General features: G+C 38.3%; 23 protein-coding genes. 8 read left to right on the top strand and 15 right to left on the bottom strand.

Annotated elements, in window-relative coordinates:
- The first annotated feature begins 160 nt into the window (after nucleotides 1–160).
- Together B9T35_RS07035 and B9T35_RS07040 are read left to right on the top strand one after the other, a co-directional pair.
- Nucleotides 161–868 (top strand): DsbC family protein, encoded by a 708-nt coding sequence (locus B9T35_RS07035; protein ID WP_086190414.1) that lies wholly within the window; start codon nucleotides 161–163, stop codon nucleotides 866–868.
- A 318-nt stretch (nucleotides 869–1186) separates the two neighbouring features.
- Nucleotides 1187–1984 carry a tetratricopeptide repeat protein gene (locus tag B9T35_RS07040; protein WP_086190415.1) on the top strand — a complete coding sequence of 266 codons (798 nt, stop codon included), beginning with the start codon at nucleotides 1187–1189 and terminating at the stop codon, nucleotides 1982–1984.
- Nucleotides 1985–2024: 40 nt separating this feature from the next.
- Here B9T35_RS07040 and B9T35_RS07045 read toward each other — a convergent pair whose 3' ends face one another.
- The 4 genes from B9T35_RS07045 to B9T35_RS07060 form a co-directional block, all read right to left on the bottom strand.
- Nucleotides 2025–2948: an AEC family transporter gene (locus tag B9T35_RS07045; RefSeq protein WP_086190416.1), complete on the bottom strand. Its 924-nt coding sequence runs from the start codon at nucleotides 2946–2948 to the stop codon at nucleotides 2025–2027.
- Between the two features lie 93 nt (nucleotides 2949–3041).
- Nucleotides 3042–4154, bottom strand: coding sequence for an NADH:flavin oxidoreductase/NADH oxidase (locus tag B9T35_RS07050; protein WP_086190417.1), 1113 nt, complete (start codon nucleotides 4152–4154; stop codon nucleotides 3042–3044).
- A 13-nt stretch (nucleotides 4155–4167) separates the two neighbouring features.
- Nucleotides 4168–6327 (bottom strand): TonB-dependent receptor, encoded by a 2160-nt coding sequence (locus B9T35_RS07055; RefSeq protein ID WP_086190418.1) that lies wholly within the window; start codon nucleotides 6325–6327, stop codon nucleotides 4168–4170.
- A 57-nt stretch (nucleotides 6328–6384) separates the two neighbouring features.
- A complete protein-coding gene (locus tag B9T35_RS07060) occupies nucleotides 6385–7656 on the bottom strand; it encodes a carbohydrate porin (protein WP_086190419.1) in 1272 nt (423 codons plus the stop codon).
- Nucleotides 7657–8129: 473 nt separating this feature from the next.
- Between B9T35_RS07060 and mutM the strand changes: the two genes are divergently transcribed.
- On the top strand, nucleotides 8130–8990 hold the full coding sequence (gene mutM, locus B9T35_RS07065) for a bifunctional DNA-formamidopyrimidine glycosylase/DNA-(apurinic or apyrimidinic site) lyase (RefSeq protein ID WP_086190420.1): 861 nt from the start codon (nucleotides 8130–8132) through the stop codon (nucleotides 8988–8990).
- Nucleotides 8987–9271: a peptidylprolyl isomerase gene (locus B9T35_RS07070; protein WP_086190421.1), complete on the top strand. Its 285-nt coding sequence runs from the start codon at nucleotides 8987–8989 to the stop codon at nucleotides 9269–9271. Before mutM ends, B9T35_RS07070 begins: the two co-directional genes overlap by 4 nt.
- 12 nt (nucleotides 9272–9283) lie before the next feature.
- Here the strand turns inward: B9T35_RS07070 and B9T35_RS07075 are convergent, their stop codons facing one another.
- From B9T35_RS07075 to typA, 3 genes are all read right to left on the bottom strand, one after another.
- A complete protein-coding gene (locus B9T35_RS07075) occupies nucleotides 9284–9898 on the bottom strand; it encodes a hypothetical protein (RefSeq protein WP_086190422.1) in 615 nt (204 codons plus the stop codon).
- 103 nt (nucleotides 9899–10001) lie between these two features.
- Nucleotides 10002–10430 (bottom strand): large conductance mechanosensitive channel protein MscL, encoded by a 429-nt coding sequence (mscL, locus tag B9T35_RS07080; RefSeq protein WP_086190423.1) that lies wholly within the window; start codon nucleotides 10428–10430, stop codon nucleotides 10002–10004.
- A 207-nt stretch (nucleotides 10431–10637) separates the two neighbouring features.
- Nucleotides 10638–12473, bottom strand: coding sequence for a translational GTPase TypA (typA, locus tag B9T35_RS07085; protein WP_086190424.1), 1836 nt, complete (start codon nucleotides 12471–12473; stop codon nucleotides 10638–10640).
- Nucleotides 12474–12646: 173 nt separating this feature from the next.
- On the opposite strand from typA, the gene B9T35_RS07090 reads away from it, so the two are divergent.
- The 4 genes from B9T35_RS07090 (at nucleotide 12647) to B9T35_RS07105 (ending at nucleotide 18159) form a co-directional block, all read left to right on the top strand.
- Entirely contained in the window at nucleotides 12647–14017 is a 1371-nt protein-coding gene (locus tag B9T35_RS07090) for a uracil-xanthine permease family protein (RefSeq protein WP_086190425.1), read from the top strand.
- A gap of 72 nt (nucleotides 14018–14089) precedes the next feature.
- Nucleotides 14090–15121 (top strand): methyltransferase, encoded by a 1032-nt coding sequence (locus B9T35_RS07095; RefSeq protein ID WP_086190426.1) that lies wholly within the window; start codon nucleotides 14090–14092, stop codon nucleotides 15119–15121.
- A gap of 2 nt (nucleotides 15122–15123) precedes the next feature.
- Nucleotides 15124–16593 (top strand): amino acid permease, encoded by a 1470-nt coding sequence (locus B9T35_RS07100; protein WP_086190427.1) that lies wholly within the window; start codon nucleotides 15124–15126, stop codon nucleotides 16591–16593.
- A 360-nt stretch (nucleotides 16594–16953) separates the two neighbouring features.
- Nucleotides 16954–18159 carry an RtcB family protein gene (locus B9T35_RS07105; RefSeq protein WP_086190428.1) on the top strand — a complete coding sequence of 402 codons (1206 nt, stop codon included), beginning with the start codon at nucleotides 16954–16956 and terminating at the stop codon, nucleotides 18157–18159.
- Nucleotides 18160–18430: 271 nt separating this feature from the next.
- Here B9T35_RS07105 and B9T35_RS07110 read toward each other — a convergent pair whose 3' ends face one another.
- From B9T35_RS07110 to pcnB, 8 genes are all read right to left on the bottom strand, one after another.
- Entirely contained in the window at nucleotides 18431–18895 is a 465-nt protein-coding gene (locus tag B9T35_RS07110) for an OmpA family protein (RefSeq protein WP_228147098.1), read from the bottom strand.
- A gap of 261 nt (nucleotides 18896–19156) precedes the next feature.
- Entirely contained in the window at nucleotides 19157–19693 is a 537-nt protein-coding gene (yjgA, locus tag B9T35_RS07115; protein ID WP_086190429.1) for a ribosome biogenesis factor YjgA, read from the bottom strand.
- 2 nt (nucleotides 19694–19695) lie between these two features.
- The gene (locus B9T35_RS07120; RefSeq protein WP_086190430.1) at nucleotides 19696–19965 is read right to left on the bottom strand and encodes an HPr family phosphocarrier protein; all 270 of its coding nucleotides are present in this window, start codon (nucleotides 19963–19965) and stop codon (nucleotides 19696–19698) included.
- The gene (rapZ, locus tag B9T35_RS07125) at nucleotides 19962–20813 is read right to left on the bottom strand and encodes an RNase adapter RapZ (RefSeq protein ID WP_086190431.1); all 852 of its coding nucleotides are present in this window, start codon (nucleotides 20811–20813) and stop codon (nucleotides 19962–19964) included. The genes B9T35_RS07120 and rapZ overlap by 4 nt, the downstream gene beginning before the upstream one ends.
- 27 nt (nucleotides 20814–20840) lie before the next feature.
- Nucleotides 20841–21689: a pantoate--beta-alanine ligase gene (gene panC / locus B9T35_RS07130; RefSeq protein ID WP_086190432.1), complete on the bottom strand. Its 849-nt coding sequence runs from the start codon at nucleotides 21687–21689 to the stop codon at nucleotides 20841–20843.
- Nucleotides 21690–21691: 2 nt separating this feature from the next.
- On the bottom strand, nucleotides 21692–22501 hold the full coding sequence (gene panB, locus B9T35_RS07135) for a 3-methyl-2-oxobutanoate hydroxymethyltransferase (RefSeq protein ID WP_086190433.1): 810 nt from the start codon (nucleotides 22499–22501) through the stop codon (nucleotides 21692–21694).
- A 38-nt stretch (nucleotides 22502–22539) separates the two neighbouring features.
- Nucleotides 22540–23031: a 2-amino-4-hydroxy-6-hydroxymethyldihydropteridine diphosphokinase gene (gene folK, locus B9T35_RS07140; RefSeq protein ID WP_086190434.1), complete on the bottom strand. Its 492-nt coding sequence runs from the start codon at nucleotides 23029–23031 to the stop codon at nucleotides 22540–22542.
- On the bottom strand, nucleotides 23028–24503 hold the full coding sequence (gene pcnB, locus B9T35_RS07145) for a polynucleotide adenylyltransferase PcnB (RefSeq protein WP_086190435.1): 1476 nt from the start codon (nucleotides 24501–24503) through the stop codon (nucleotides 23028–23030). Before pcnB ends, folK begins: the two co-directional genes overlap by 4 nt.
- Nucleotides 24504–24628: the final 125 nt, after the last annotated feature.

Below are 24628 nucleotides of genomic sequence, written 5' to 3' on the forward strand. Positions count from 1 at the left end.
TCATCATCTAGTCGTAGCTCTTTTTCTAGTAGTGGGCGACTCTAGCTCTGGTGGTAGAGCATCTGGAAGTTGGTAAATAATGGGCATGAATTACATCATTTGCATATATTTTTAAGCCACATTTATTCAATATAATAAAGATCAAATTTAGAGTTTCATTATGAAAACTTGGTTCACAGCCCTATCCTTCAGCTTATTCACTTTGACGACTGCACATGCAAATATTCAAACAGTGGAACAGAATCTAAAAAAGAACTTTCCGAGCATTCCTGTGAAATCTGTTACCAACTCTCCTGTTAAAGATATTTATGAAGTTTACATGGGCGGACGTATTGTCTATACCAATGAGGATGCAAAGTATTTCTTTGTTGGAAATCTCATTGATCTTAAAGAACAAAAAAACCTAACAGAAGAACGTGAACGTGCTTTAACAGCGATTGATGTAAAAAAACTACCTTTAGACCAAGCCATTAAGCATGTTAAAGGCAATGGAGAACGTGTTCTTTATATTTTTAGTGACCCTGACTGCCCTTATTGCCATCAATTAGAAAAAGAGCTGACTCAAGTCAATAATGTCACGATTTATCTCTTTTTATATCCAATTACTCGTTTGCATCCCAATGCGGCGACTGTCGCAGAGCAAATTTGGTGTGCTAAAAATCAATATCAAACTTGGCAAGATTATCTTTTAAAGAAAAAAACACCTGCAAAAGTGACCAGTTGTACAACACCGATTGAAAAAAATATTCAACTTGCCAAGACTTTAGACGTTGATGGCACACCGACCTTCTTCTTAAAAGATGGCAGTCGAGTTTCTGGTGCACGAAGCGCAGGTGAAATAGAGTTACTGCTTAAAGCCGTTCCATAAAACTATCACTCAAAACTTTGTTCACATTAAAAGGCTTTTTATATAAAGCCTTTTATTTCTTGGTTAGAGGAAAATTTTTAAAGTTATCAAGACTTATGCAAAAAGCCGAATATTGTTGATGGGTACGAGAAACATCTAATAGACTAAAATGTTCTTAATGACTCACATTTTTTAAGAGAATACGACATAAATACATCATCTTATACAATTGATATGTTTACATTCACAAAAATCAAATTATGATAAAACCAGTCAAATAACATTTTTCTCTTACATAAATGGAATTATGTTGAAGTTAAAACAAGGTACTCAAACAATATGAAAAAACTTCTCGTTGCTGCACTTCTTTCTCTTTCTTGTGCAACTGTTTTTGCGGCTGATGCACCACAAGCGAATATGGATCCTGCATTTGCTCAGGTTCAAGACTTAATCAAAGCCAAGAACTTCACAGCGGCATATCAAGAACTGGATAAAATGGGAAAAGCGGGTAATGCCCAAGCGCTTTATAATCTTGGTTTCTTAACTCAAATGGGACAAGGAACTGCAAAAGATGATAAAAAAGCGTTGCAGTATTATCAAGATTCAGCAAGTAAGGGCTATCCTGTTGCGAGCTATGTCCTTGCGCAAAGTTATGCAACTGGACAATTAGGTCTGGCTAAAGATGAAAAAAAATCTCGTGAATATCTAGAAAAAGCCTCTGCTCAAGGTTTTGATGATGCAACAGTAGAGTTGGCTGTTTTATTATTCTCAGAAAATAAACCTGAATCTGATAAAAAAGGCTTACAGAAATTAGATCCTTTAGTGAAAAAAGGCAGTTTCCCAGCCATTCATGCTAAAGCACTTTACGATATTACGGTTGGCTTCAAAACCAAAAATGAAGCATCCATCAAACAAGGTTTGAATGCCATTCAAGACTTAGCCAAGAAAGGTTATATTCCTGCATTAATGGCTGTCGCAAACATGATGGTTAATGGCAATATCGTGCAACAAAATCTACCTGAAGCTAAAAAAATCTATACAGCTCTTGCAAAAGATAATATCCCTCGTGCGAAAGAGTCTTTAGATGCTGTGAATAAACTCATTACAGAAAAAGCAAAAACGCCAGCTAAAAAATAATTCTATTCTTTTTTAAATACTCTCTTCGGAGAGTATTTTTTTACCACCAAACCGTAATTAAGCAACTAATCACAATAAAACCAACAATCGTACTTAATAATAACGGCGTCAGTGCTTTCTCATTTAACCCATACATTTGTCCAAAAATCCCAAAGATAGAAGGCATTGGTAAAGCTGCAATAAGTGTTCCTGCGTAGAGCATTTCTTGGCTGACCTGAGTAAAGGTCGATAAACCAAAGAACACACATAAAGGCATCAATAAGTTTTTAGAAAAAACCAAGTACAAGGTTTGTAAATTAATATATTGAATGCTTAATCCGACAACTCCCCCACCAATCGCAAACAGAGCTAAAGGTGATGCTGTTTGTCCCAATAAAGCCAAAACTTGATTCAATTGTTCGGGTAAATGAATTTCAAAAATTGCACAACTAATCCCAAAAACCACAGCTAAAAATAACGGGTTCTTCAACAATGTCTTGATGGTTTTTTGGATGACTGCGCTGATATTTAAATTCTTTTGTAAGCTCAATTCAGCCAAAACTAAAACAGCAGGAACAACAAGTACGCTTTCAATAATCAAGACCAATGAAATATAAATGGTTGCTTGATGCCCCATTAATAATGTTAATACTGCTGTACCAATCAACCCTGTATTCGACATTGAAGCACCCATCGACAATACGGATGATTCTGTTGCAGTATTTTTAAATACTTTTAAAGCGATAAAATAAGCTAAAGTAAATAAAGTGATGGTGATTCCTGCATAGACCACGAAGTATTCGGGATACCAAATTTCATGTAAATCTTTCGAAGCCAATGCATAAAAGATTAAAGCGGGTAAAGCAATTTTGATAATAAAAGCACTGAGCGCATGAATTTGTTCTTTTGTGATTAAATGAATTTTGACACTCAAGTAACCTAAAAACAACAACATAAAAATGGGTAATATTACCGCAAATAGCATGCTTCGCTTCCCTTCGTTTGGGCAAAATGAGTTGTACAGAAATACATCCTAATGTGTATTTCTGCGAAACTTAAATACTTTAAATGAATAGTCTTATGTATAAGCTTTAAAAAGTGCTTTTAGCCCATGCGGTTGGCAACGGAGATATTGCGGTGCAATTGCAATGTTTTCACCTAATTGAGCAGCAGCATGCCAAGGCCAGCGTGGGTCATATAACATTGCTCGGGCTAACCCAATAGCATCTGCTTCACCCTCTTGCAGAATCTGTTCTGCTTGTTCTACCTCAGTAATTAATCCCACGGTAATCACAGGAACATTCACATTTTCTTTAATCACTTTTGCAAAAGGCACTTGGTAGTTAGCACCAATTTTAATGTCTTGTTGAACATGCAATCCACCTGAAGATACATGAATATAGACAGCACCTAACTGTTCTAAAGCTTTTGCTAAACCCACACTGGATTCTAGATTCCATGCATCTTGATGATCCATCCAATCCGTTGCAGAAATTCGAATCCCCACTGGATAATCTTCAGGAACAGCATGCTTGATGGCTTGAAAAACTTCTAGCGTTAATCGAATACGGTTTTCAAAACTACCACCATATTCATCTTCACGATGATTCGATAATGGCGACATAAATTGATGCAACAAATAACCATGCGCACCATGAATTTCGATTAACTGAAAACCTGCATCCACTGCACGTTTTGCAGCGCTTGCGAAGTCTGCAATCACCTTTTGAATTTCAGCTTTACTCAATGCATGTGGTACATGGTCTGTTGGGTTAAAAGCAATTTCACTGGCTGATACCGTCTGCCAACCCAAGGCTTCATTTGGTGCAATTTGCCCCTTACCTTCCCACGGTTTATCGGTTGAAGCTTTACGCCCTGCATGTGCCAATTGCACAGCAAAAGGCATCGGTGAAAGCGTTCTTACTTTCGCCAATAATGCTTTAATTTGATCTCTTTGCGTATCATTCCATAACCCAACATCTGTATAGCTAATTCGCCCTTGAGCCTGCACAGCCGTTGCTTCAACAATACAAAGCCCTGCACCTGATAATGCATAATTCGCCCATTGTTGTTCATGCCAATAGGTTACTTCACCAACCTCAGTTGCTGAATATTGACACATCGGTGCAATCACAATTTTATTATTTAATGTTAAAGAACCAAACTGAATCGGTTGAAATAATAATGACACTTTACTCTCCCTGCTAGAATGCTTTGCTTAAGCTCAAACCTGCGCTCCAATTCAAACCATCAGCAGGTTCAAAGAAGCGACTATTACCATCATTGACAATCACAGAACCCACATAATTCTCATCAAACAAATTATCGATACGTGCATAAGTACGTACTTTCCAATCCTGATTTTTCCAAATATAACCAATATTTACCGAAGTCACGGTATAACTCGGTGCTGAATCTGAATTAAGATCATCAACATAAATTTTGTCCATATAGCGCACATCAACACCTGCATTAAATCCAGCTTCAGGTTGCCAGCCGAATGCGATATAAGCCTGATTCTTTGCAACACCTGGAATATTATTGCCACGATGTACTACTTTTTTAGGATCACTATTTGGAATATCCGCATCAAAAGTTGCATCTAAATAGCTATAACTGGCTTCAGCAGTTAAATCACGCCAAAGCTTTTTATTCCAAGACAATTCTACGCCCTGACGTAAGGTTTTATCTGCATTTTGAAAGGTTGCTCGACCATCCAATGTTCCTGCTGAGACTATGTCATCTTGTGTCTTACTCTGAAAAAGAGCAGCGGTGAATTGACCCAAAATATTTTCAGACTTCAGACCCAACTCATAATTATCACTTGTTGAAGGTTTTAAACTAAAGTTAATTCCAGATGCGCCACTTCCAGTGTTTGGATAAGCCATCTCTGTAAAAGTTGGCGTTTCAAATCCTTTGGAATAGCTGACATACGTACTCAATTGCGGGTTTATTTCCCACGTTAAAGCAGCGGAAGGGAGAAGCTTTGAATAGTCCGTTTTACCGCTATCATCGCCATTGTTTTTTGTTGGGTCGCTATTCAGCTGAATATAATGATCTTTAGATTCATAATGCACATTGCTATAACGTAAACCTGTGTCGATACGCCAAGTCAGTAAAAACTGCCAAGATGCTTGTAAATAAGGATCTAAATTCCATAAAGTATTATTTTCATCACGGCGTAAATTACCTTTTACGCCGTAGTATGGCTGATTATTTTTAAGAATAAAATTCTCATAACCTTGACGATCCTCATCCATCGCATCAAATGCAAATCCTGCACTCAAACGCGTATTTGGCAATAAATCTTTACCCGTCCAACGTAGGTCTGTTCCATAAAAATTTCGGGAAAAATCAATCACACCACCCGCATGACGTGGGTTCATTTGTGCGGTATTTGGAATTGACTGATATTGTGTAACGGATCGCTGCCCTGCATACGCCATTGCATACAATTCATTCTGATCGTTCAATGGCTTCGTCCAAGTCAAACCTGTTTGAGTTTGTTGAATCTCTTTGCGCACATCATAAGTATTCTTAGCATCATTGACTTGCTTGGGGTTATCTTTCCATTGCTGACGAGTTAAGCCCTGTGGATCATCTGCATTAATATCCACATGATTAATCACCCAATTGACTTTAGAACCATCTGCCAAATTCCATGTCAATTTGGCATTACTTAATACTTTTTGAGCATCGCTATGTTCACGATATCCATCTGTATCAAAATAAGAAGAACTAATGACATAACTCGGCTCATTGGCTTTGTCCGAGCCGCCTTGTAAAACAATATCTGCACGTCCTTTATTGTGACTCCCACCTGAGTAGCCAACTTCAATAGAATCTCGCCCTTGTCCTTCTTTGGTCGTGGTTAAAATCGTGCCACCTGAAGAGTTTCCATAAAGCGATGAAAATGGACCGCCTAAGACTTCTATATGATCTAAACTGCTTAAATCAATATTTGAAGTTTGACCTTGACCATCGGGCATTGTTGCAGGAATGCCATCTACATATAAACGAATACCACGTACACCAAAGGTTGAGCGTGCACCAAAACCTCGCATAGACAATTGCAAATCTTGCGCGTAGTTCTCTCGATTATTCAGTTGTAGCCCCGGAATGCCTTTTAAGGTTTCTGTGAGGTTCACACCAATATTATTTTGATTTTTGTCTTGTTCTATTCGATAGACAGATGCGGGTGTTTGTAACCAATCTGTGTCACTACGTGTTGCTTCCAATGTAATGGGGGCAAGTTGCTGAACGGATTTAGTTGCCTCCGTTTCAGCATATAAGTTTTGAGTAATACATGCACTTAAGCAAAGTAATGGGAGATGAATAGAATTTAATCGACCAATACTTTGCATAAACATATCCCTATTTTGAATAAATTATTTTATTAGACATCGTATAAAAGTCTAAAATTAGAAAATCACTTTAGATCCTAAGCCAATCACCAATGCATTATCAACTTTATCAGTTGCACCCGGATTAACCACATATTGCATGAGCGGGCGAAGCATGAACCATTTAGCAGGATAATATGAATAATTTAATTCAATATTATATTCGGCATCCTGATTCAAGACTGCTTTTGTATCACGGTAGCGGTCATTGATATGTACACGATTCACTGCTAAGCCTAAAATATCATTCGGATGTGCTTCAAATAAGCCAATATATTTCAAACCCAACTGCTGTGAGTTATCCACTGCAGTGGTGATTCGGTCATGAAAGGTAAAATTACCAAAGCTATGTAAACCACGTCGGCCTTTACCACTTGATGTCAACTGCTGCTCAAAAGCAATCCAACCACCATAAGTACGGTCTTCTTCAACAGCACCTTTTGCATGTGCAATATCGTATTGATTCTTTGCATCATCAGCCGTGTTATATAATGCACCAAAGCGATAACTGCCTGCTAAGTCATTCAGGCCTTTTTTTGGCGACCAAACCACTTCACTGAGGATATTTACACCATCTGCATTTTTTGTATCTAAGTTCCAACCATGACGTTCCAAAGCATTCTCAGGGTTATATTCAAACACGCCAATTTGTGCAAATAGTTCAGGATTCAACTGGTATTTCACTCGCCCACCCCATTGTGAAACAGGTGTGTTATACCAAAGCTTGCCTTGCCATTTGCCCATTTGTGCTGCACAAAATGCATTGCCTTGGAAATCACATGCCATGGTATTGAATTCAGTCCCTAGCCCCATACGACCTAGTCGCACACTAATTCCTTGATCCTTAAAATTCTTTTCAATATACAATTCACTCAAACGACTACCTGAATTGCCTCTTCCCCAATTGGCTTGTGAATTTGCCCACTGCGGTGCTGTTGGATCTTGGATGCCATCAATACTGGTACTTTGCCCTTGTCTTGCTGTAATCAATGCACGAATTGTTGTGCCTTCCCAACCCGCCAACTTATTCATATCTAGTGTAGTACCCACACCAAATTGTGTTCCAAAAGTTGGAGCTTGATGTGGATTATAGCCACCATCTGCAAGATAAGAGCCATCTACGGCAATGGTTCCATCAAATTTAACCCCATCATTGGCCAATTGGGTACGTGTACCGTTCCAATCGCCTGTCAGTGTTTGTCCATTTAAATCAAATGCTTTCTCAGCATGAGCATAGGACAGTGAAGTTGCAATAGAGATTGCTAATATTGAAAGAGCAATTTTTTTCATGGGAAACCTAATTTAGGAAAGAGATGTTGCGAATTCATTGATTTACACAATTTAAAACAGGGGATATTTATTCATGAATTGATTGAAACATCTTATTTAAATCATGTAATAACATTGATAATGGCGAGGGTATAAACCGTAGCGATACCTATAATTAATGTGAAAATTACACATTTTATTCATTCCAACTATTGTCTTTTTTTTATCAACAACAAAATAAAAAGTTATGATTAAACTATCATATTGATAATTCATTATTTATAGAGATATAGCATGCAAAAATGACGGATAACATAACAAAATATTAAGCCAAAAAGCCTTAAATATTATAGGTATATTTTGAAATATATATCGATCTTTGCCACATACAGCTTTCTGTAGGAAAGATGCAAACAAACAATATAGTTGATCTGCTTTATTGAATATTCTAACTCCCCTACAATATAGGTCAAATCGATCTTTTTGAGCGAGCTATGCCTGAATTACCAGAAGTTGAAACCACAAAAGCCAGTTTAATGCCTTTAATTGATCAAAAGGTTGTTGCTGTACAAGTGCGTGAATCTAGACTGCGCTGGGCAATTCCTGAAGATATTTCCAAACTCAGAGGTCAACGCTTAATTCAACTCACACGTAGATCCAAATATATTTTGGCTGAATTTGAACAAGACACAATGCTTTGGCATTTAGGCATGTCGGGCAGTTTCCGTCTTTGTGAAGCCAATACTGAACTTCGTAAACATGATCATTTTATTCTTCAATTTGAAGATTTTGAATTACGTTATCATGACCCACGTCGCTTCGGTTGCATCTTATGGTTAGACCAAAATTCACAAACTAAACTGATTGATACGCTTGGACCTGAACCCTTAAGTGATGTATTTAATGCTGAATATTTAACCAGTAAATTAAAATCGAAAAATGTTGGCATCAAAGTTGCCATGATGGACAACCATATTGTTGTTGGTGTAGGCAATATCTATGCCACTGAAAGCTTATTTAATTTAGGTATTCATCCTGCACAACCTGCATCTAGCTTAAGCAAAAGCCAAATTGAAAAATTGGTGATCGAGATCAAACGCATCTTAAAACAAGCGATTGATTTAGGGGGGTCAACTTTACGCGACTACAGTAATGCTATGGGTGAAAATGGTTATTTCCAACAAACACTTTTAGCGTATGGACGTGCAGGCGAAATGTGCGTGAACTGTGAAACAACTTTGGAAAATTTAAAACTTGGACAACGTGCAAGTGTATTTTGCCCACAATGCCAAGCCCTTAAAAAAGTAAAACCGACCTCTAATACTGTAAAATTCGTTCAAGGTAAAACCAAATGAAAACTGCGATCGTGCGCCATATTCTTGTTAAAGATAAAGATTTAGCAGAACAACTCAAGAAGAAAATACTGTCAGGTATAGATTTTGCAAAAATTGCAAAGCAACACTCTACGTGTCCTTCTGCAAAAAAAGGGGGTGAACTGGGTGAAATTAAAAAAGGACAATTGGTTGGCCCTATTGATAAAGCCGTTTTTACTTTAAAAGAGAAAGAATTACATGGGCCAATCAAAAGTCAATTTGGTTGGCACTTATTGGAAATTAAATTCCGTATGGATTTTTAGACACATCACGGTTTAATTGGGGCTTGCTGGTACTGTTACCGTTTTTATACTTTTAACAAAGTCAGCATAGCTCTGAATATACGATCTAAATTCTTCTGAACTGGTCGTAAAATAAAACACCATATTTCCACTCATCACAACAGTTGCAGGTGCTTTACCATTACAAAAGCCACCACCAGAATGTACGGCATCATCTAGTATTTTGAATTTTGCAGTTGTTTCCTCAACTGTTGGAAATTCAAATGTCAGTAAAAGAAAATCTGGAAATTGTTTACCGCCCTCACCGACACCCACTTTACTTTTAGCTGTATAGGTACTAATGCCTTCGCCTTTGACATCAATAATGATATTGTTTTGACAATCATGCACCGACCAAGAATTACCGCTTTCTTTTTCAATAAATTCAAAATGATCTTTAATCAGTTGGGTCTGCAAGGCAACTAATGGCGCATCATTACCTGCTAAAGGTTGTGTACTAATCGTTTCATATTTTGTTTGTTCATTTGGCATATCACCAAATGTGAGTTCTTTTTTTTCTAATGGCTCATTTTTTTGATCCATTTTTTGAGGTTCTGAACATGCCAACAAACCCATCACCACACAAAGTAAAATAATGTTTTTGTTCATTCCTCTTATCCTTTTCATATTATTGGTCGTACCCCATAATCATCCTACACATAAAAAACGGTACTCAAAAGTACCGTTTTAAAATTTTTGCTTATTTATCTTATTATTGAGGGCGTCGCTTCAATTCATCACGAATTTCACGAAGTAAGGTAACATCTTCAGGTGTTGCAGCTGCTGCCACTTCTTCTGGTTTACGTAATTTATTAATCATTTTAACCATTAAGAAAACAACCCATGCCAAAATTAGGAAGTTTAAGAGGATTGTAATAAAGTTACCGTAAGTTAATACATTCACACCCGCTTTTTGCAAAGCATCTAAAGCAGTTAAATTATTTGGGTTTGCACCTAATACAATAAATTTCTGTGTAAAATCTACACCACCGCCCGTGATCACTGAAATCAACGGCATGATAATATCTTTAACTAATGAATCAATAATTTTACCGAAAGCACCACCGATGATCACACCGATTGCCATATCCATCATATTGCCTTTTACAGCAAACTCGCGAAACTCTTGAATAATACTCATCTAAATCTCCAGAATTTTGTTTCTCTATTTTTGTGACTAAGTATACATTATTATTTACATACACATTTCCGCTTAATTTACTCGGTTTTAAAAATTTTCCAATATATTTTTGTAAATGACAAAAAAACCGCAATCTTTATCAAGATTGCGGTTTTTTAACAACTGGGTTTTAACAAACATAGTCGTTAAAACCCACTCATTTAAAAATTATTTACCACGGTTACGTTTACGTTCGTTTTCAGTCAACCAACGTTTACGGATACGAATTGACTTAGGTGTTACTTCAACTAATTCGTCATCTTCAACAAACTCAAGTGCTTGTTCAAGTGTGAAACGAATCGCTGGCGTTAATGTTAATGCTTCATCAGTACCTGATGCACGCATGTTGGTTAACTGCTTCGCTTTAGTCGGGTTAACAGTCATGTCGTCAGAACGTGAGTTCATACCAACAATCATACCTTCATAAACTTCTAACTGTGGTTCAGCAAATAGACGACCACGGTCTTGTAATGTGAACAATGCAAACGCTAAGCAAGTACCGTTAACCATTGAAACAAGTACACCGTTTTGACGCTTCGCTACAGTACCCGCTTTCGCTTTACCGTAATGAGAGAAGCTTGAAGTCATAATACCAGTACCAGAAGTAATGGTTAAGAATTCAGAACGGAAACCGATTAAGCCACGTGAAGGAACAGTTGCTTCAATACGGATACGGCCTTTGCCGTCAAGTTCCATATTGGTCATTTCGCCTTTACGGAAGCCCATTTGCTCCATGATTGAACCTTGATGTTGTTCTTCAACGTCAAAAGTTACATTTTCAAATGGTTCTTGAGTTTCGCCATCAATTTCTTTCATGATTACTTCTGGACGAGATACACCCATCTCGAAGCCTTCACGACGCATGTTCTCAATAAGAACAGACAAATGAAGCTCACCACGACCAGAAACTTTGAAACGATCTGGAGAATCAGTATCTTCAACACGTAATGCTACGTTGTGAATTAATTCGCGGTCTAAACGCTCACGAATGTTACGTGATGTTACAAATTTACCTTCACGACCAGCAAATGGAGAGTTATTTACTTGGAATGTCATCGAAACTGTAGGTTCATCTACAGACAATGCTTCCATTGCTTCAACATTTTTAGGATCACAAATCGTATCAGAAATATGAAGCGCATCAAGACCAGTAATACATACGATATCACCAGCAGAAGCATCTTCAACGTCTACACGATCAAGACCATGGTAACCCATAATTTTTAAAATACGGCCGTTACGTGTTTTGCCATCTTTATCAATGACTGTTACTTGAGTATTTGTTTTTACTGAACCACGTTGGATACGGCCAATACCAATTACGCCTACGAAACTATTATAGTCAAGAGAAGAAATTTGCATTTGGAATGGACCATCAACATCAACTGCTGGTGGTTCAACGATATCTACGATTGTTTCAAACAAAGGTGTCATATCTGGAGCAAGTTCGTCAACAGCACGACCCGCAATACCGTTTAAGCCTGAAGCATAAACAACTGGGAAGTCTAACTGTTCGTCAGTAGCGCCAAGATTATCAAATAAATCAAATACTTGATCCATTACCCAATCAGGACGAGCGCCTGGACGGTCAACTTTGTTCAATACAACGATTGGCTTCAAACCACGTGCAAACGCTTTAGAAGTTACAAAGCGAGTTTGTGGCATTGGGCCATCTTGTGAGTCAACAAGTAGAAGTACACAGTCAACCATAGACATAACACGTTCAACTTCACCACCGAAGTCAGCATGTCCTGGGGTGTCGACGATGTTAATACGATACTCAGTATCAGTACGTTTATCTAACCACTTAATTGCAGTGTTTTTTGCAAGGATGGTAATACCACGCTCAGACTCTAGCGCGTTAGAATCCATGACACGCTCGATCTCACCCGCGCGATCACCGAGAGCACCTGACTGTTGCAAAAGTTTGTCGACCAAAGTCGTTTTACCATGATCGACGTGCGCAATAATGGCAATGTTACGGAGAGTTTTAATATCTGACATGTAAATTCGATACGCTTTAAATTTGAGGGCAAATTATACAGAAAAATACTAACTTTTAGTAGTGACAGTTTATTGACAGTTACAACTTTTTTTACTGAATCGCCTGCTTTTTGTTTTGTAAAGTCCTGTAACTCGATTAGAATAGCGCCAAATTGCTGCTGTACCTATCTCTCATGTCTGATTTCAATACCTCTCCCGATCAAAAAGATCATAGCGACCTTGTCTACGGTTTGAACGATCGTCCTAAACCACTTATCGCTTTTTTTGCTGCTTTACAACATTTGCTCGCCATTATTGTCCCAATTGTCACACCAGGCTTACTGATTTGTTTAGCTTTAGGTGTATCAAAAGAAGACACCAATATGATTCTTTCGATGTCATTGGTGATCTCGGGTGTCGCAACTTTTTTACAATGTAAAAAAGTTGGACCGTTTGGTGCAGGTTTATTGATTGTTCAAGGAACCAGTTTTAACTTTATTGGTCCAATGATTGGTATTGGTTCTGCCATGGTTGCTTCAGGTGTGCCTGTTAACCAAGTGATGGCGGCTATTTTTGGTGTGGTGATTGCAGGCTCATTTATTGAAATGGGTGTATCTCGCATTTTACCTTGGGTTAAAAAGCTCATCACACCTTTAGTAACGGGTATTGTGGTTCTGATGATTGGTTTAACCTTAATTAAAGAAGGTTTAATCAGTATGGGTGGCGGTTACCAAGCCATGGAAGCCAAAACTTTTGCCAGTACAGACAATCTGATTATGTCGTGTACAGTACTTGCCATTATTATTTTACTTAACCGTGTTCGTATCGTTTGGGTGAAAAGTTCGGCTATTCTGATTGCTCTAGTAATTGGTTACATTCTTGCTGGCTTTATGGGATATCTCGATTTCTCAGGTTTGAAAGATGCACCACTGATTCAAATTCCAACGCCAATGCATTTTGGTATCAGTTTTGATTGGGGTTTATTTATCCCAATGGCTTTTATTTACTTAGTTACTTCTTTAGAAGCAATTGGTGATGTCACAGCAACATCTAAAATTTCCAACCAACCTGTTGATGGTCCAGTCTGGATGGAACGCATTAAAGGTGGTGTATTAGTGAATGGTGCTAACTCTTTTTTAGCAGGTATTTTCAATACTTTCCCTAGTTCTGTTTTTGCACAAAATAATGGTGTGATTCAACTCACCGGTGTAGCGAGTCGCTATATTGGGATCTGGATTGCAGCGATGTTGGTCGTCTTAGGTCTGTTCCCTGCTGTTGCAGGTGTCATTCAAGCCGTACCTCAAGCTGTGCTTGGTGGTGCAGTTATGGTGATGTTTGGCGCAGTTGCAGCCTCTGGGATTAACATTTTATCGGGTATTCATTTAGATCGTCGTGCATTGCTGATTATTGCAATTTCACTTGCACTGGGTTTAGGTGTTGCTCAAGTTCCTCAAATTCTTGAACATTTACCTGAATTAGTCCGTAACATCTTTAGCTCTGGTGTTGCAACAGGTGGTATTTCAGCATTAATTTTAAATATTGTGTTACCTGCAACTAAAAAATAATGCACCAATTCTTTTATAATGCCCAGCTTAGTCTGGGCATTATTGCTCTTAATTTTATGATGGGTGGTAAATATGGAACCAAGAAGTGAAGTGGTCATTCGACAACATGACTATCTTGCTGGACGTGTATTATTGATTAATGCACCGACAGATGACTTGCTTTCGAATTTAGCGCAAGACATCAAACCTGCATTTTGGACATGGAACTATAATGAGTTTCTCTATTTCCAAAATCTACAAGCAGATGTGCATTTTGGTGTTGATGTTCCTGAAAATGACTTTGACCAAGCGGTCATTTTTGTACCGAAATCTAAAGAACTCCTCAATTATATTCTGCACAATGTTGTGAGTCGTTTACCTCAAGGTGCATCTATCTTTTTAGTTGGTGAAAAGAAAGCGGGCGTTGAGCGTGCAGCGAAGCAACTCCAACCCTTTGGAACTGCACTTAAATTAGACAGCGCACGACATTGTCAAATGTGGCAAATGACAACTGAAGCTTCAATCACTGCGAAACCTTTGGTAAGTTGGGCGCAAGAATATACAGTAAGCACACCTAAAGGTGACTTAACCATTTGTTCCCTTCCAGGTGTATTTAGCCAAAACCATTTAGACAATGGAACCGCTGTTTTACTCCCATATTTACAGCAAGTAACTGCTGGTAAAATTGCAGATTTTGGTTGTGGTGCAGGTGTGATTAGTGCTTACCTTTCAAAACTTAATCCCCAAAATCGTATTTTTGCTTTAGATGTCGATGCTTTTGCTTTAGCATCCACTCAGATGACTTTTGAAAAAAATAATCTGCCGCTAGAACAACTCGAAATTAAAGCGGTCAAGGGAATTGAAGATGCACCATTATTTTTGCATGCTATCGTGAGTAATCCTCCTTTTCACCTAGGTATCCAGACAGATTACAATGCCAGTGAAACCTTATGTAAAACTGCGCGTCGTCATTTAAAATCGGGTGGTGAATTGTGGATTGTGGCGAATCGCTTTTTGAATTACCCACAACTCATTGAACAAAATTTTGGTCGCTGTACGACTAAAGCAGATCAACAAGGCTTTAAAGTGCTCTTCGCCAATACACAGAAAAAATTAAAGGAATAACGATGAGCGAAACAGGTCATCCGGAACTCAAGCGTAAGCTTGGAGCCCGACATTTAAATATGATTGCCATTGGTGGTTCTATTGGTACAGGTCTGTTCCTTGCCTCAGGACAAACCATTGCAAGTGCTGGTCCAGGAGGGGCATTACTTGCTTATGTCCTCATTGGCATCATGATTTACTTCCTCATGACCAGTCTAGGCGAACTTGCTACACACAATCCAACCTCAGGCGCATTCTTCACTTACGGAAACAAATACGTAGAAGAAGGTTTCGGTTTCGCATTGGGTTGGAACTATTGGTATAACTGGGCAATTACAGTTGCATTCGAACTGGTTGCTGTACAGTTTATTATGAAGTTTTGGTTTCCAGATATCCCCGGATTCTGGTGGAGTGCCATCTTCCTTGCGATTATTTTTGCCATTAATGCCTTAACTGTAAAAGGTTTTGGCGAAAGTGAGTTCTTATTTTCACTGGTCAAAGTTATTGCAATCATCTTCTTTATTATCATTGGCTTATTCATGATTGGCAAAATCATGCTTGATCCAACTCAAAGTGTTTTAAAGAATTGGAAAATTGGTGAAGCACCATTTGTTGGCGGTTTCCAAGCGCTGATTGGTGTTGCCATGATTGCCGGATTCTCATTCCAAGGAACTGAGATGGTCGGCGTTGCCGCAGGGGAATCAAAAGATCCGAAGAAGACGATTCCACTTGCGATTAAACAAATTTTTTGGCGTATTTTGTTGTTCTATGTGTTGTGTATCTTCATCATCGGAACATTAGTGGCTTATACAGACCCGAATTTAGCATTAGCAGCAGTTGGTGACGGGAATATCATGCTCTCTCCTTTCACGCTTTTGTATGAAAAAGCAGGTTTGGCATTTGCTGCAGGCTTGATGAATGCTGTGATTCTGACTGCAATTTTGTCTGCGGGTAACTCAGGCATGTATTCTTCTACACGTATGCTGTTTGGTATGGCGCGTGAAGGACGTGCACCAAAATGGTTTGCCATATTAGATCCACGCGGTGTGCCGATGCATGCGCTGTATGCAACGACAGCTGTAGCTGCACTTTGTTTCTTAACCACCTTTATTGGCGAACAGCAAGTTTTTAGCTGGTTACTGAATATGTCTGGGATGTGTGGTTTCATCGTTTGGCTTGGTATTGCTATTTCACACTATCGCTTCCGTAAGGGTTATGTTGCACAAGGCTATAAAGTCGAAGACCTCGCTTATAAAGCTAAATTTTTCCCATTTGCCCCTTGGTTTGCTTTCATTTTGTGTTCGATTATTATTTTAGGACAGAATTACCAAGCATTAACAGGTGGAAAAATTGATTGGCTCGGCTTACTTTCGACCTATATCAGCATCCCACTTTTCCTCATTATTTGGTTAGGTTATAAGTGGAAATATAAAACTAAACTCATTGCTTATAAAGACATGGATGTACAACCCGTTAACGTTGATAAAGAATAATTTTACTTTTTCAATATAGATCAAGCAGCTTTCGGGCTGCTTTTTTTCATCTCACTTTTGAGTGATCATTCATGCTATTCCTTTACTAGGATTTTAAATTCATTTGACAATTAATTTTTTATTCCTACAATAGCCTTTCAATTGGATCTGATCCAGTCCCCCCATTTTATTAATTAAGGAGTGCATCATGCTGTTACTGGAGAAAAATTTAACTTAGGTTTAGCAGATGTCAACTCACGGACTTTTGCTCAATCTGCAACTGTCCGAATGCACTTTCTAGCCTAGCATTCGCTAGGTTTTTTTGTGCCTCATTTTAGGCATTATTCGGACAACAACAAAAATTTGCTTAGAGAAAAAATCATGGGCATACAAAAAATATTGAACGCTAAAGCAGAATATGGCGTTCCTGTGAAAATTTATACCACTGACGTGGATGAAGAAAGTCTAAATCAACTTTCAAAAATGGCTCAACTTCAATTTATTCACTCACATATTGCGGTTATGCCTGATGTGCATGTGGGTAAAGGAGCAACCGTTGGCAGTGTCATTCCAACCAAAAATGCCATTATCCCTGCTGCAGTTGGCGTTGATATTGGCTGTGGTATGAATGCAATACGCTTAAGCTTAACAGCAACTCAATTGCCTGATCAATTGAGCGCTTTACGCAATGCAATTGAACGTAAAGTTCCTGTTGGCTTCGAAATGCATAAACAGCTTAAAGCCAAAGCTTCCACATTAACGCCTTTAGAAAAAAGGCTGAAGCTAATTACAGACAAGCACCCTGCATTGAAACGTATGTTGCGAAATTTTGATATCACTTGGCAAAAACAGCTCGGTACATTGGGTGGAGGAAACCACTTTATAGAGCTTTGTCTTGATGAAAATCAAAATGTCTGGGTGATGCTACATTCTGGAAGTCGAGGTTTAGGCAATGTGATTGGCACATATTTTATTGAACGCGCTAAGAAAGAAGCTCAACATCGCTTTGGACATGTTCCCGATAAAGACTTGTCTTACTTTGCGGAAGGTTCAGAAAGCTTTAATGACTACTTTGAAGCTGTGGAATGGGCACAAGAATATGCTTATGAGAATAGACGTGAAATGATGCGTTTAATTTTGGAAGCGATTCGACCTCTATTACCTAGCTTTCAAATGACCAAAGAAGCGATTAACTGCCATCACAATTACGTGCAAAAAGAGTTCCATTTTGGTGAAGAGGTTTTTGTCACACGAAAAGGAGCAATTCGAGCAGGTCTTGATGAATACGGCATTATCCCAGGTTCAATGGGAGCACAATCATTCATTGTTAAGGGTAAGGGCAACCCTGATTCATTCTGCTCATGCTCACATGGTGCAGGACGGAAAATGAGCCGAAGTAAAGCAAAAAACTTGTTTGATCAACAGGATCTAATTACTCAGACTCAAGGTGTTGAATGTCGGAAGGACAAAGGCGTGGTTGATGAAATTCCAAGTGCTTATAAAGATATTCACGAAGTTATGGCTAATCAAACTGACCTGATTGAAGTTGTACATACTTTAAAACAAGTATTGTGTATCAAAGGCTAATCAAGAAAGCTTTTTCTATAAATTGGGTTCAATGATTTGCTCATTGGACCCAATTTCATCTGAGTAAAATTGGTTTTACTCAGATGAATCTTCGTCTTTCAAATCCTAAATACACATAAAAATAGTCAATTTTTATAAATTAGACCTCTTAGAAAAAGCCTTTTTACGACAGATATATTGTAATTTTATCGAAAGATCGTTTCTATCTAACACTCTAAAATCACAATAACTTCATCTTCAAATGAAATTTATTATAATGATTGCACACCGATTATCTAATTTTCAAAGTCGCTGTAACACGTCTATTTAAAGCACGACCATCTGCTGTGTCATTCGAAGCAATCGGATTCGCTGAACCCACACCTTCTGCCGTCACTTGATCTGGCGATACGCCATATTGAGTCACCAATTGGCTACGAACACTATTTGCACGAGCAGCAGAAACACGGTTATTGGTCGCTGCTTTGCCACTACTGTCTGTATTACCTTGTAAAGCCAATACAAAATGTGGATTTCCTTTTAACACTTCTGCTGCAGTCGATAGATAAATATTATATTTAGGATCAATTTCTGCAGAACTTTTATTAAAGTATAAAGAAGCACCTTTCTTTAATTCATCAATAAATTTTTGATTTTTATTTACAACAGTTGCCTGTGCGGGTTGTGTAACTTGCTTAGTTGAAGTACATGCAACTAAAAATACACTGCTTATAAGTATTGAAAAAATAATTTTCATTGGCTTTCTCTTATTTAGGTTTTTATTTAATATATGCTTAAATATTATCACAAAAATTAAATAAACGATGTAACCAATCACAAAAAATTGAATGAAAAATCACCTTTACTCATTAATCTTAATTTTTAATTAATATTTTTCAATTAGTTATATTTAAATTTAACAAATATACCTAATATTTAAAAACTCATTCTGATAAAAATCATCACACATAAAAAAACGACCACAACCGGATCGTTTTTTATAGCGAACCCAAATAAATTAACTATTATCTGAAATCAAAGCCACTTGCTGTATGTAATTAAACATATTTAATCGAGATGCAGCAATCGCCTCTTCACCCAACTCTTGTTTAATATCACGTTGCACACGTAAGCAATGTTGGCGAATCGGATGATGCTCCGCAGCATTATACATTTTAATGAACTCCTTAATTGCAGGATCACCTTGAGCGATCATTCGATCAACCCAACGTTGCAATTGTGCAGTTTTCTTTAAACCTTGCTGCGGTGTTAAATAAGATAAAATAATGCTTTCATCTTCATTTCTTAACAATTTACCAATCCTTAAAAATTGACGACGGCGTGCTTCATGCGCTGTAATTAATTGAACATCTAACAATGCATCAATTAAACGCTCTTCAACAGGCAGTTTCTCAATTTTCTTTTTTGGCAACTCAGCGAGTTGCGCACCAAGAGCAGCCATACGTTGTACGGCTTTCTTCTGTTCGGTTTTACTTGCACGTCCATCTAAAGAATCATAATCATCTTCAGTAAAACGTTGCGTACGACGTGCCACGATTAATCTGCCTCGTAAAATTTTGCGGCGAATAATGCTTGAACTTCAGACAAAGCTTTTTCTTCATCTGGACCATCAATCACTAGACGCAAAGTGGTTCCTTTACCAGCTCCAAGCATGAGTAAAGAAAGAATATTCTTGGCATCGACTAACTTGTCGCCCTTACCAATTTGAATCGATGATCGAAATTTAGTAGTGACTTCTATTAGTTTTCCAGATGCGCGTGCATGTAACCCTAATTTATTAATTACGTCAACAGTTGTGTCAATCATGACCAGTGCTTCATTTCTCTGTGTAAAACTTGAACAGACCATTTTGACTCTAAAGCCTTTTTCAGTCTATCCACGATATAAACGGAACGATGTTGACCTCCAGTACAGCCGATTGACACCGTAATATAATGACGATGACCTTCTGCAAAAGCAGGCAACCACTTATTTAAAAATTCATAAATGTCTTGAAACATTTCTTTGGCTTGTTCGCTGTCTTCTAAAAACCGACGCACAGGTTCATCTAAACCTGAATATTTGCGTAGTTCTAAATCCCAATGAGGATTTGGTAAATGACGGACATCAAAGACAAAATCGGCATCTAAAGGAATGCCATGTTTATAACCAAAAGATTGTAGAATTAGGATGAGTTTATCGGACTGTCCGAGTTTCGACAATAAGGTATCTTTTAAATCATGCACACTTTTGTCAGTGGTATCAAGATGTACAGTTGCACGTAATTGAATTGGCAGTAAAAGTTGTTTTTCTTCTTGTATACATTCATTCAAACTTTTAAAGCGATTTGCCAATGGATGTGGGCGTCTTGACGAACTAAATCGTGCAATCAACCCCTGATCTTGAGTTGTCAAATAGATCACATCCACCACACCATGCTTTTGCAAAAGTTCAAAAACCTGATCGAACTCTTTTAAATCTGCACGTGTGCTACGAACATCAACACCCAGTGCCAATTGTTCTAAATTATTTTCTTTATCTAACTTTTCAACTATTTCAGGGAGCAATGCCAATGGCAAATTATCAATGCAGTAATAGCCTAAATCTTCAAGCACCTGCAAAGCAGATGATTTCCCTGATCCAGATTGTCCCGTCACGATAAGTATGCGCTTCATGGCATGGCGACCCTTAAATAGAATATTTTATGTAGATGTATATTTCACTTGTAGGTTGTCAATTAAACGTGTTTTACCTAGCTTAGCAGCAACGAATAATACAACATCCTGATTAAACTGATCTACCTTTTGCAACATCGGTGTACGTGCTTCCACATAATCTACTTCAAAACCAGTACGACTCAAATCTGCTCGAATTTGAGTTAATGTCTCACTCAAACTCTGCCCTTCATGTAAATGCTGTTCTGCTATTTTTAAGCTTTTATAAATCATTGGGGCAATCTGACGGTTTTCAACAGATAAATAGCCATTCCGCGAGCTTAACGCCAAACCATCTTCAGCACGTGTAATTGGTACACCAATCACTTCAATTGGCATATTTAAATCACGTACCAATTGTTTGATTACAGCCAACTGTTGGTAATCTTTTTGACCAAAAAAAGCATAGTTTGGTTGTACGATATTAAATAGTTTGGCGACGACAACTGCTACACCGTCAAAATGACCAGGACGTTGCAAACCACATAAATCATTGGTGATTTCACCAACACTAATATTGGTCAATCGAGGGTGTTTACCATACATTTGCTCAACAGATGGCGCAAATACAATATCACATCCCACTTCAGCCAATAAATTACTGTCATGTTCTAAAGTTCTTGGATAATTATCAAAATCTTCATTCGGTCCAAATTGAATTGGATTCACAAAAATACTGACTACAACGACATCACACAATTGACGTGCTTCACGTACTAAATTGAGATGACCTTCGTGTAGATTCCCCATGGTCGGTACAAAACCAATAATCTTACGTGTTGAACGTGCTGGATTTAATGATGCGGATAATCCTTGGATGCTCGTTTCAGTTTTCATGCTTACAGCTCAACTTGAAAAGAATGTTCTGGTGCAGGAAAAGATTGATCTTGTACTGCCACGTGATAGGCTTTAAATGCATCCATGATTGCAGTTTCACCCGCCTGTTCTTTCATAAAGTTACGCACAAAACGTGCCACTTTGCCAAAAGTTAAACCGAGCATATCTTGTACCACAAGTACTTGACCATCCGTTTCTACCCCAGCACCAATACCAATAACAGGCACATTCGGGAATAATTCAGCGATCTCTTTACCCAATTGTGCAGGAACACATTCAAGTAATAATAAAGCAGCACCTGCTTCAACCACAGCTTTACAGTCAGCAATCAATTGATCTGCTGCTTCACGTGTTTTTGCTTGTAATTTATAACCACCAAACACATGTACAGATTGAGGCGTTAAACCCAAATGAATACATACAGGAATACCATTACGAGTCAAAACTTGTACAATTTCAGACAACCATTCTCCGCCTTCCATTTTCACCATTTGAGCACCAGCTTGCATCACTGTTCTCGCATTGCTCAAAGCATCATTTAAAGTTGCATAACTCATAAATGGCAGGTCAGTCATAATAAATGAATGCTGATTGGCACGGCGCACTGCACTGGTATGATAAGCCATATCTGCAACCGTTACAGGCAAAGTTGAATCATGCCCTTGAATCGTCATTCCCAGTGAATCGCCAATTAAAATACTGTCAATTTCAGCAAGTTCCATTGCTTTTGCCATACTTGCATCGTAGCAAGTCAAACATGAGATTTTACGTCCCTGCTCTTTAAATTTTCTTAAATGACTTAAACTAATCATGACGATATTCCTCTGTTCTTGAGAGATACGAAGCACTTTTACTTAATGTTTGCCCAATTTGAATCGGCTAAAACAGTTAAAGTTGAATGCTGTACAAATTCTAAATTTCGTAGTGCTTGACCATCAATTTGAATATTTTGATCCAAATCTAACAATGGTATGACCACAAAATCACGCTCAACAATACCGATATGCGGCACAGTGAGTCGCTCATTTATAATGTTTTTTTCACCATAAAGCAAAAGATCTAAATCTAAAGTTCGTTCGCCCCAACGACGAAAACGAACACGACCTGATTCTTGCTCAAAATCTTGTAGCGCATCCAAGAGACTCAAAGGTTCCAGCTCAGTGACCAAACGCGCTACTGCATTATGATAGTGAGGCTGATCTTGAGGACCCATTGGAGGACTATGATATAGCCGAGATACTTGAACCCGCCCTAATGTAGACAACTTCTCAACGGCTTCCCTTAAAATCTGCGCTGAATCCCCTAAATTACTTCCCAACCCAATATAAGTGATTACACTCATTTTGTTGGTCCGAAAACAACCTTGGTCAAATCACGTTGCACACGTTTGCGTTTCATAATTGGATGATCTGCATCAATCTCACCTGAGTTTGATTTAACACGTTGCTCACGACCTCTAAAGTCTTGTGAGGAGCCTGATGAAGATTGCGATTTACGAGGGCGACGGCTACGAGACTCTGATTCTTTAACCAAAGGCTCAATCGTTGCTGTATTCCCTTTAAGCTCTTCAACAACATCTGTAGTAACCGTTTTACGGCGGTTTTTCGCACGTTGACGATTATACTGGCTAATCGCTCGCTCTTTTTCGTCACCAGACATGGTTTGATAAGCTTCCCACCAGACGCCCATACCTAATGTAGAACTGTCACCTGATTTTTCACGCAGCAGTAAAAAGTCAAATCCTGCACGGAAACGTGCATGGTTAGATAACGCTTCAATTTGCTGTGCTTTAGGATTCAGCAAACGCGTTTGCATTTCCCATACTTCACGAATAAATGTTTCTGCAAAACGAGGAATAATGGTGCGTGTCGCTTGGCGTTTCAAGACGTCTAAACCTGCTTGTGCACGTGCTTCAGCAGGTGCTACACCTTTTGCCAAATGAGCTTCACAACGTTCTAAGAATGGTTTCCATAACAATACTGCGTAGAAAAATGCAGGATTGATGGTCTTACCCATTTGAATACGTTGATCCGTATTTTTAGCCGCATGCTCAATAAATGCTGTGATATCCGTTGGAAGATCTGCAAATAATTGATTCCAGATTCCAAAATCAATCAACATGGGCATTACGCGATGTAAATGCCCCATGGTGAATAATTTTTGAGACTCATCGTATAAACGGTGCGGAGAAACATCACGCAATAACTGCGTCATCTCTGGTGTAAATATTTCTAAAATGTCTGGATCAATACTAAAATTAAGTTTGGCTGCAAAACGCAAAGTACGTAACATTCGTACTGGATCTTCTTCAAAACGTAATGCAGGATCACCCAATAAACGTAATGTTTTATTTTTTATATCATCAACCGCATTACAAAAATCGAGTACTTCCCCCTTACGTGGTTGATAGTACATCGCATTAATTGAAAAATCTCGACGCGCAAAATCTTGCTCGATGGTTCCCCAATTATTATCACGTAGAATCATACCTGCCGCAGAAGTGACTGCTTTTTTAGGCGGAGCACGAAAAGTCGCAACTTCAATCAATTCTCGCCCAGAATACACATGAGCTAACTCAAAACGACGACCAATAATTCGGCAGCGACGACCAAAAACCTCTTTAATTTGAGCAGGTGTCGCATCAGTAACAGCATCATAATCCTTAGGACTTAACCCAAGCATAAGATCACGTACACCTCCACCGACGATATATGCTTCATAGCCAGCTTTGGTTAAAGAATCAATAACATCTAAAATGGAAGAAGGTAATTGAGCGGTGGATAATCCACACTTTGACGCATGCAAAGTTTGCAAAAGACGTTGTCTCCTACGTCAGGACGTAAAAAATAATAATTGTGCTAATCATATATCTAACACAATCAAAGGGCAATTTGATTATCTCAATCTAACTCTAAATCTTAAGTCTTATTTCACATTTA

It is taken from the genome of Acinetobacter sp. ANC 3832 (assembly GCF_002135415.1).
In the GTDB taxonomy this organism is placed as follows: domain Bacteria; phylum Pseudomonadota; class Gammaproteobacteria; order Pseudomonadales; family Moraxellaceae; genus Acinetobacter.